The organism is Paenibacillus sp. 01L418 (assembly GCF_056400045.1).
Genome location: NZ_JBFTSN010000231.1, coordinates 1 through 10278, shown reverse-complemented (window position 1 = coordinate 10278; position 10278 = coordinate 1). Strand labels below are relative to the sequence as shown.

Sequence of the window (10278 nt, the reverse complement as noted above, 5' to 3'; positions counted from 1 at the left end):
GTCATGTCCACAGAACCAATGACAGAAAACTTCATTCGAACAATTTGATTGTTAATCAAATACTCTTTTGGCGCTGCTTCAGCTTTGCTTGGATCTGTCCAATTTCCTTCTTTCTCGTTCCAGACAGTCAATGTGAGATTTGAAGCAGTTGTACTGTTGTTGTATAGGATTTCGAGATGATCATATACAGCATCATGATCATTTGGCAAAATATATTCAAATATAAGCTCGCCATCGCCTACAAAATAAGAACCGTTCCCGTAGTGCTGCAATTGACTCGTGGCATTCTCCGTAATAATGGGATTAATAAGACCTGCTGGTACGATGACACGATTCMCATCAATAAAAGATGTATCGACCTTCTGAACCCACAGCTTCAAGTTATCAGTCTTTATCGTTTCGCCGTTTACCTTGTAATTCTGCTCATGATCAGTGCTAAAGCCCACCACTATAGGCTCCGGCGGAACAATGCCGCCATTGTTTCGATTCCCAAAGCTGTCTACAAGCTGTCGCTCTCGATTATACCCGTCATTGCCTCGGTTAGTTGGATTAGGAAACATCATCTGTCCATAAGGGAAATAACCTGATTGATTAACCGTACTCGTTGTAATCGTCGTTTGCCCACTCTCGCCGACCTTCAAATCGCCAAAGAGCTGAGCTTGCCCATTGATTAGCATGGAAACATTCGTAAGATTAGTTGTCGTATTGTTGGTCGCAGTTACCTCAATCGCATGTCTGATCTGCTTATAAGCAAGAGTTAGCTGCCCCGTATCACTGCTCATCGTCTGCTTTTCTATCCATAGTTTCCGTGTCGACCAATAAGGAACGGAGCGCCATAGTGCTGTAGTCGAATCATTTTCAGAAATCAATTGCGTTTTATCATCCATAATCTGATTTCCATTTTGGTTGTAATTGGCGTAAAAAGATAAATTTACTCTTTTATCAAATTCTGCAGTCACTGTGCCCCCAGTTGGAATGAACACCGCAGTTGCACCTGATCGTACAGCGTCTCCTTGTCCAGTCAACTCAATGATCTCAATCGTATGGGCTGATAAATTCCGCTTATCTTCTGCGCCAAAGAAAAAGATTGCAAAACCGGTAATAACAGAAAAAGCAGGGATAAGCCACCAAGACCACTCTCTGCGATCTGCCTTAGCTAAAATTATATACAGTACCGGCGCTACGATGATCATATAGCCGATAAACATCCACATAAGCAGCATAAAGTTGGGCGGTTTAATCGATGGGAACTCATCTATAATACTTTCAATATTCCATTTCATATTATTGTTGATGCTCATCGCGCCAGGCTGAAGCGGCGTCAAATTTTTTTTAAGCACCTTCGCCCATAGCATCGCGCTGCCAGTCCATGTAGACATAGGCTCAAGTGATGGATCAAAAGCGATATAAATAACGCTGCCAAATCCATGTTCACGGGATATGACAAGCGGCAGGCCATTCTCAGCAAGCTCCGTTTTGCCATCTATTATACGACCTGTCGAGACGACCAAAGGTTTTTCAAGTGCAAGTGTGGTACCTCCGAAGCTGGCAAGTGAATCCGCGCTGGATATGGTCGATGTGCCTGACGATTCTAACGGTGCAATCTGTTTAAAGGCATCTGCAGTTTTGCCATAGCCGACTCCTCCAGTTAACACAAGTGTGCCGCCTTGCTGAACCCAATCCGTTATGGCTTTAATCTGTGCTTCATCCCATCCCGTGGTTGGCATATCATTGATAACAATCGTGTTGAGTGTTTTGAGTAAAATGGGGTCACTGGGCAGTTCCTTCTGCGCAATCGGAATGACCGTTATTTCGTAGCCTCGTTGATTTAACGATGGCATAAAATTCAAAGTATCCGGGTCACGAGATATGACACCAATGGTGTAGCTGTTAGCCGTTCTTGCGTCTATGTAATCGTTGCCGAAAATCGGAATAAGTTTGCCTGATTTGTAGGAGTCCTTATAAAATCGTATTTTACTGTTGCTCCGATTAAGAAGCTCGCCTTGAATAGATGCAGTTAATTGTATGGCTGTGCCTAGAGGCAGCTCTGTGGGTATGATCAAGTCATTAGACCCTGCTATAGATATAACAACTTCGCCTTTCAAATCCTCAGCTGTCTGGTTTGTCAGTGTAAGCCTTACAGGATACCACTCGGATTGTTTCATGTAGCCTTGAAACCCGACACTCGTTTCCAATGAAATTCCCTTCTCCGTTGCTGCTGCCTGTGCGTTTCCAGTTCCCGCTAAGAAAGCAGCTATCAAACTAATCATGACCGCATATGCGATGGTTCGATTTCTTAAATGAATAAAACGGTTCACCATTTGACCCCTCTCTTTACTTGATCTTCCATTTATACACATCCTTATTTTAACGAATTTTACAATTGAATTGTTGCTTCTTTTTCTAAATAATCATAAAATGCAAAAAAAAAACGACAAAACTTKATCATAGGTGATCATAGTTTTATCGTTTTCCAATTTTATGGTAAATTATTTTACAGGCGTACTGCTGTTCCGCTGACAGCTACCATTAACATTCCTTCACGCACAACCTCATAATCAATGTCGATCGCAACGATTGCATTTGCTCCAATCTTAGCGGCTTGATTTTTCATCTCATCAATGGCTACGTCACGAGCTTCCTTCAGCTTGCTCTCATACGCACCGGAGCGTCCTCCAACGATGTCTGTAATTGATGCAAAAAAGTCACGAACGACATTTGCACCCATAATCGCCTCTCCTGTTACGATTCCTATATAATCTTGAATAGGACGGCCTTCTATTGTTGGTGTTGTTGAAATTAGCATCATTATGCTCCTCTTGCTTCATAAAGAAGCGTGTATTTAAAACATTTGCTTATATTACGAAGCTGGCAGCTGTTTTGTTTCAATTAAGTTCCATTCATTAGCTCTTTCAATTCCACATCTATGAGTTTGTCCGTAATCGTGTTTATTCTAATCGTAACGCGAATAGCAAATTGCTTGGCATCTTTATTTAACAGTAGAACAAAACATTCCTCTGATTCTCCATTAGTTAGCTTTTTTCTTCCTTCGTATTTGTAATTAACAATTGAAGCATCCTCGTATGCTTTTGACGTTTCTTGCATGGCCAGCTTTCCCCGCTTTGCGTAGGCCGGCTCCGCATGCAAATGAACCGCTTCTGTTGCAAACACTTCCGTATGCGTAAAGCTAAGCAGTGCGAACACAGCCTTAATTACAATATTAATTATCATTTTGCAACCACCTATTTCATGGATTGTGATGGTACTAGCGTCACCCTCTTTGCTTCGTCCTATTCTTCATTTCTAAAGGCTGCAGCCCAATTTATAGGGATAAGTGCCCTTTTTTCATTCAAAGCATATTGTAGAGTATGATAAAAAGGAGGCACACCATGATACGCAATCAATCTTATATGCCGCAATCGGCTGTTATGCCTGAGTATTTTCAACAAATGCAAACAAGCCCTGCCCAGGCCAATGTGGGACCGGAAACTGTGAATGCACAGACGGCACCCGCTCCAGCTCCAGCTCATTGCTGTGTTGATTTAAGTCAAATGCATCATTATCCTTACATGCACGACTTTCATGACTTTCACCACATGCATCACTTCCATCCCATGATGGATGATTTTCATCCGATGATGGATGATTTCCACCATATGCATCACTTTCATCACATGATGGATGATTATCATCCCATGATGCATGAGATGTGGGATGAGCACATGCACTACGATCACCATCATCCTCATGATGGATGGGAGCTCTCGACTTTAGATTATCATCATGCTTGGTTTCACCCCATGATGCATCACCATCCGCACCATGTTTGCTTCCCTGTTACATGCCAGCCAGCCGGGGAGCTTCAGAAAAAGGCAGCAGCCGAGCAGCCTAACGGTTAAAAAAGCAAAACATAAAAAGGGCAGATTGAATGATTGCCATCATTCAATCTGCCCCTTTGTCTCCTCATCAACTATTGCGACAAACTGCCTTCGAGTCGTGAACGAGGTCGACATGGGCCAATAGGAATTTGAATAAGACTCGTTTGTCCATTTGGCGTTAAACCATAAAGTTCATTCATGGAGCTAACATCGAATCCTAGCAGCGGGCGTCCTTCCATTCTCAATGCGGAAGCGGCAAGCAGCAGACGTTGAACGAGCATTCCCGCTTCCATTTGTTGAATACGATAGCCGCGAAAGCCCAGCTCCTTATGAAAATGCTCCAGATCACCTGCCACATGAAAAGTAAGCGGCACCTGGAATAAATTCACGTTATCCAAAGACATGCCATACTGAAGCCATGACCTTTGGTCACCCGCACGGACAAGCTGCAACGCGTGAGCCGCATCATCATAGTAATACGCTCCATCTTGAATCCCATCAACACCATAAAAACAGCCATATAAATGGACGCGCGACGATGGACTTCGCACTAAACCATCCAAATCATTGCGATACTTATAAGAAATCATGATCTCCTGCAATAGTTCTGCCAAATCTGTTAGACTCACGGTTTGCAATACATATTCATTTTCTGGCGAGTAGCGCTGCCTGCATACAGATGCTAGATCATACGTCATCCGATTTACGCTCGGTAAAGCATAAACATCGCTACTGCTGGCTAGTATTTGCTGCCCCTCTAGCTGTTTAAACGCGCGTGCGGATTCCATGATGGATGCTTCATTTAGCTTAATCAGCAACGGATATTCCAATACCTTTTTTGATCGCATGTAGTGCTCATGTCTAATTAACGGAAGAGTACTGCATAATTCATCTGAAGAAATATTTTTTTCCGCGTTATCACCATGGTGGAACCATTCCATATTTGCATCTATCGCAAGAGGAATCGTAGCGTATACACTTTCTTCCATATCAGGTAGACCAAGCATATGATTGATTGCACCATCTAGAAACTGAAAGTAAACACCCGCCTCAAAGTCATAACGTTTAGCCACTTCAAGCAGCTGACCAACGAGCAAGCCAGCATCTAATCCTTGCAATCGATAGGAGAAGTTATTGTATTTATAAAAGTTTTTCCAAAAATAAGTGGACACAAATACGGCTCCGAAGCCGTTTGTTATGTCGCACCGATCACCTAGCGCATTGCCCAAATATCGATCAAATTGACCTTCACGCAGCAGCATCAAACGATGATGTGCCACATCATAATGATAAATTCCGTTAGGTAATTCATCCAGCTTCAAATAAAAATATACTTCGCTTGGATACAGCCCTCCGCCTGATGGAACAAAACGTCTACAAAGCTGCAAGGAGTCCTCCCATTCCTCCCCTGTATGTTGTTCAAGAACAGATTGGCTAAGCTGTGTCAGCCCGAACGTATACCAAAGAAAATGGCCTATATCCCGTAGCGTTGGCATCGTATGTTCCCGTTTGCCCGTCAAAGTAAGCGGAACATCCGAAGCGAGAGGAAATGCCGGTACATGACGATATAATTTGTACGGTAGAGGAGCGTTATCCCAATCAATTTCCACATCTTGAGGTTTGGTTTTGTCTGGATCATATTGCAATTGGTGCAAAAAAGCCTTCAGACTCATATCTCCCCTCCTAAGTGCCAACTCGCCGAGATCCATTGCATGACAGCAGTCAGTGCTTATGGAAACGGATGCGGATAAGGATTAAGCAGCTCATGCGTTAACCGCTCCTTGACGTAACCCAGCTCAGCTGGTATTCGCAACACCCTCTCAAGTCCTCTCAAGCGGACAAGATGTTGACCAAACGTCATCGGGAGCATACCTGGAATGAGCACCTTTACACAATGGAGCCCATTTCTCAGCGTTTCCTGCGTCGTTTGATCAACCACGATAACCTCTAAATTTAATTCACGGAAAACTTTGAGGAATACGTTTAATTCATCTGTCAAATCTGCATGCTTTGGCCTTGGTTTAAATGCCTCTTCGAATGTACGGAGCGGCCTTTCGTTTTGAAGAAGGAAGTTCAAACGTTCCTCAGCTTCCTTCAAGCTGTACAGCATCGAATGATCATCCATTTGCCGTACTAGAAAAGGATCATGAAGCATGCGTTCATACTGCTCACGGTTTTCTTCTAACCTCTCATTAAACGCGAGCAGCATGCCCGCGATCTCATGGATGGCTCCTTTTGCTGCCCGCACTGGATCGGGATGCGCCCCAGCAGCACAAATCATATTAACGCCATTTTCCGTTCTGTTTTTGGCAAGCACCCATACACTTGGAATGCCATGCTCCATCGTCGAATCGAATAAATGGACATCATATTGGGTGACATCACGTAAACGCTCCACCATTAAGGTTAATTCCAGATCTCCGGAGGAATAAGGATCTATAGGAACAAGCGGAAGCTGTGCGTACCAGGTCATGAGAAATGAATCCCGTTCAACTACTTCCAGTATTCCGTAAAAAATAGCTTCCTCCAAGCTACCTCCTAAAGCACAGCCATTTGAGGTTTCGTATACAAATCCGTGGCCGCAGCCTGAGCTGTAATAAGCGAGCAGCTCCGGCACGAGAATAGGCTTCTCCTGCAAAAACGAATAACCCCACACCCAATCGATTTTTCTGCTCGGGTCGAATGGTTGAAACGGAAAATCGGGACGCGCATACTGTTCCTTCTCATGCACGCCTACCCGAACGGGATCAAGGGCAATCTCACTCAAATGCTCATAGCTGTCATGAACCGCTGTCCTCTTTCCTCTAGGTGATATACCGCAATAACGTTCTAAACCTTCTAGTATGGCTGTCATTTCACTGTCTGCAAATGAATTTGTACGGCCAGCGCAGCCTTCATCTCCCGAAAACATCGGTAAAATAATGCTCGAATCCGCAAACGGCGACATCAGGTCAATCATTTTTCCATTCAAAAAACCTGTGCGATTGTCCAAATAATCATTGGCTAATACAGCTTTCAGCTCACTCATCGAACGCGTTCGATAGCTATTTTCGCTAATTTTTGGGCTTGGATGCAGCTTAATTCGCGAACCTATAGCCGAATCATCAGGTATTTCTCCACAAATCGTACAAAGCGGATCAGGCAAATAAAAATGAACCGAGCTGTTGAGCGTTTGCAAATGTACCAGCTTTACACGATTTGCAAGATGAGCCTTGTTGTTAAGGAGGAAATGTTCAGCTTCAGCAGCAATATGACGAGCCACATGCAGAAGCCCGCTTCGAGAAGACCAAATATCCGGATAAACTTCACCGTGCATAAAAAGATGCTGCAGCTCCCACATTTCTTTTCGATCATTTCCAGCCATCAAACGCCGCAGATCAGCGCACTGCGAGCAGCCTGCTGTCCCGGGAATAACAAGCGGACCTATTACACCCTCACCAAACGATACAAAGCCGCGCAGCCATGGTGTCCCCGATTGCTTAAACATTTCCTCTGCCATCAGATGAGAAGCTGAATCATAGCCATCGCTCAGTACGAGCGCAAGCTCTGCCGTTTCTGGAACACCAAACGACAGATCGCTCACTCGTTCAACCTGACAAAATTCAGATAATAGATCGGTTACGTAATCTGCGAGCAGCCCTTCGCCCACAATTGCCATTTTAGCGCTCACTCTTCTGTCTCCTCTCGGAGCGAGATGCCGAATACTCCCGCTAGCTCCTCATTGAAAAAAGCTTCCGAAGTTAAGTTATACACAAGAAGACGCTTTTGGTTATTTTGTAGATGCATCAATGCATTCTTCAGTACCTCTCGATGCTCAAATGGATCACACTCGGTTATGGAGAGGTTCACCACTTCATCTTCCTTCACATTTACAGAAGCCAATTGATTTATTTTCCCTTTAAAGAGAGAATCTTTGTTCTGAATGTCCAGCAATGCGCCCAATAAAACTCTGCGAAGTGCCCTCGTTTCATTTAAATCAACTGCGTGATACCAGCAATCGCTAGTTCTCAGCCATACAACTGGAAAACCAATTAAAGTCTCACTGATGCCAAAGGAAGGGGCTCCTTGCATCGTGGTTAGCGCTTTTATATAGTAACGACATCGTTCATCCTCAACATGACTATGCTTTATCGGTGTGATAGAAGGAGGTTCTGCTTCGTATCGCCTTATCCATTCTTCGGATAAATACTTTTGCAAAGCGCGGCAGACGCCTTCCTCGATCGTCACCCCTGCTCCTACGCCCATAAACACAGGCTCTAATGCAGAGCCAATTTCAGGAGTCTGGTTGATGAATATATTGGCCATACGAGACACATAGGCTTCAATTCCAGCAAGCCCCGCTTCTCTGCGTGCCTCCTCATGTCTAAAACCGTTGCATACAATTTCCGAGAGCAGCAGCGCTGGGCCTTCTGTTAGAGGATCAACTGACTGAACCCGGCATTGCGACAACGGCAGCTGACGCAGCTCTCCTTCCTCCCAAATATGAAAGATGCCCGTCTCCATGGATGTTAATTGACTGAAGAAAGGGAGTAATCCGCTTGAATCACGTTTTCCCGTGCTCTCTTCCGACAGAAGCTCATAATCTTCAATCTTCTTCGCCTTTTGTTTTTCATTGGCTAACGGATGGGGAAGAAACGGATGCCACTTGCCTTCCAGCGTCTCTAGGTTCAGCAGAAAAAGTTTGTTATTTTGTAATTTCGTTACACCTGCAGCTGTTTTTAGCCATTCAAAAACGATCACGTTAGCGAGCAGCGATTCCGCAACAGATGAACCAGCATAATCTTTTGTTTCCTTATAGATAGAAGCATAATGGACTCTGCGCCTTGCTGATTCCCAGTCACCCTCCGAATTTGAATAGGCGAGCGGAGCCGCTAGACCTGCCTGCCCTAGAATTATAGCCGGCAGCAGCACTTTATTATTTAGTAGACATACTTGGTTAAGAGATTGAAGCTCAGCTTCCCCTTCTGGATCTGACACATAAAATATTGCATCGTATGGCTGTATTACTAACGACCATTCCACTCCCCCATCCCTCGGCAAGCTGATCTCATCCACCTTGACCTCAGAATCGAATGGTCTGTAATGGTGCACCAACTCCGTAATTCGTCTAGGTCCCGTCGTTTCCGCGTTCATATTGATGAAGTGAAATTGAGGAAGGCCGGATTCAAGTAATGATTTCACTACTGACACCAAAAAATTCCCGTTCCCGACAACAAGCACGCTGGACTTTCGAAACAGCTCAAAACGGTATGCCCCAGACCCATCAAAGCTGTCCAAAAATTCAATCTGAGCCTCATATTGCTTAACAATATGGCTCGGAAGCTGATGCGGCCTATCCTGACTCACATCTTGGACATAACCATTCGCATACAATACTTTTGCAATCTCAAAAACATGATCACGGTATTGATCTGTCAATCCATCCGTTATTTCATGCATCGAATGCTCGCCATTAAACACCGGAATTAATTTCTCTATCCATTGATCAATCGTACTGCCTTCCATCCGAAATGAACCAATATTGTTGCGGAAATAGACACTTCCGTCCGAGCTCGGGAGAAAAAAAGTATCTCCTCTCACTTTAAGGCGCATAGAAGGATCCAAAATTCATTCCTCCTTATTTTGAAATCTGGCTTTTCGTAACAAGAGTTCCTCTATAAAGATATGTATGGCTATTTGTCCGTCATACCTGCACTCGCATAGAAAGACACCCCAGCATCCCGAAAAGCGTTTGCAGGGGTGTCTTGAACCTTCTATTTACATCTGAATATTTAGTTGACTAACGGCAACGGGCACAGCCAGCACAGCGGGCACAGCCGCCTCCGCAGCGAGCACAGCCACCGCATCTTGCACAACCTCCGCAGCCGCCGCACCCGCCACAGCCGCCGCATGAACAAAACCCGATACAAAAACCAATACAAAAGCCGATACACAAACGAGCATTATTTGGATCCATTTGACCTTGACCAGCATTCGGCGTCATTCCACTCGATTTAAATGCATCCATGTTCAAATTTTGAAGATCGTTCTTAAATTCATTCATCTTAGTAGCCTCCGTTATATGTTCATGTGATTATCATCGGCACTCACAAAATAGGAAATGAAAATGAGAACAACCCAAACTGGTCATATGCCGATAATCGTTCATGACATATACGTATGAAAAAAGCTCCGCTAGTGTTACTAATCCATTTACCTAGTCGCCCATTATGCAAACGGAACAACTAAAAAAAGAGGCAGTCTACAAGGTCAATGACCTGAACTGCACCCCGTCAAGTAGACATTACAAATAATAAAACCTGTTAAACGGCCTTAGTCCTAAACTCCATTGGACTGAGGCCGTTTAGTTTCGCCTGTAATCGTTCGTAATTGTAAAAGTGAATGTAGGCTTCAATGTCCC

At 44.2% G+C, this 10278-nt stretch carries 9 protein-coding genes; 1 reads left to right on the top strand and 8 read right to left on the bottom strand.

What is annotated here, in order from left to right; genetic code table 11:
- The 3 genes from AC1DSE_RS22480 to AC1DSE_RS22470 all read right to left on the bottom strand — a co-directional run.
- On the bottom strand, positions 1-2321 hold a 2321-nt coding region (locus AC1DSE_RS22480; protein WP_477528214.1), incomplete at its 3' end, for a DUF4350 domain-containing protein.
- 173 nt (positions 2322-2494) lie between these two features.
- Positions 2495-2806 carry a YbjQ family protein gene (locus AC1DSE_RS22475; RefSeq protein WP_076269253.1) on the bottom strand — a complete coding sequence of 104 codons (312 nt, stop codon included), beginning with the start codon at positions 2804-2806 and terminating at the stop codon, positions 2495-2497.
- A gap of 83 nt (positions 2807-2889) precedes the next feature.
- The gene (locus AC1DSE_RS22470; RefSeq protein WP_477512665.1) at positions 2890-3231 is read right to left on the bottom strand and encodes a DUF3889 domain-containing protein; all 342 of its coding nucleotides are present in this window, start codon (positions 3229-3231) and stop codon (positions 2890-2892) included.
- A gap of 158 nt (positions 3232-3389) precedes the next feature.
- Here AC1DSE_RS22470 and AC1DSE_RS22465 point away from each other — a divergent pair, with 158 nt between their 5' ends.
- Positions 3390-3899, top strand: coding sequence for a hypothetical protein (locus tag AC1DSE_RS22465; protein ID WP_477512666.1), 510 nt, complete (start codon positions 3390-3392; stop codon positions 3897-3899).
- Positions 3900-3970: 71 nt separating this feature from the next.
- Here AC1DSE_RS22465 and AC1DSE_RS22460 read toward each other — a convergent pair whose 3' ends face one another.
- The 5 genes from AC1DSE_RS22460 to AC1DSE_RS22440 form a co-directional block, all read right to left on the bottom strand.
- Positions 3971-5551 (bottom strand): SagB family peptide dehydrogenase, encoded by a 1581-nt coding sequence (locus AC1DSE_RS22460; protein ID WP_477512667.1) that lies wholly within the window; start codon positions 5549-5551, stop codon positions 3971-3973.
- A gap of 56 nt (positions 5552-5607) precedes the next feature.
- Positions 5608-7548, bottom strand: a complete 1941-nt coding sequence (locus tag AC1DSE_RS22455; RefSeq protein WP_477512668.1) for a TOMM precursor leader peptide-binding protein — start codon at positions 7546-7548, stop codon at positions 5608-5610.
- On the bottom strand, positions 7545-9482 hold the full coding sequence (locus AC1DSE_RS22450; RefSeq protein ID WP_477512669.1) for a putative thiazole-containing bacteriocin maturation protein: 1938 nt from the start codon (positions 9480-9482) through the stop codon (positions 7545-7547). The genes AC1DSE_RS22455 and AC1DSE_RS22450 overlap by 4 nt, the downstream gene beginning before the upstream one ends.
- 153 nt (positions 9483-9635) lie before the next feature.
- A complete protein-coding gene (locus tag AC1DSE_RS22445; protein WP_441884723.1) occupies positions 9636-9851 on the bottom strand; it encodes a hypothetical protein in 216 nt (71 codons plus the stop codon).
- Between the two features lie 329 nt (positions 9852-10180).
- Entirely contained in the window at positions 10181-10273 is a 93-nt protein-coding gene (locus AC1DSE_RS22440; protein WP_477510785.1) for an IS3 family transposase, read from the bottom strand.
- Positions 10274-10278: the final 5 nt, after the last annotated feature.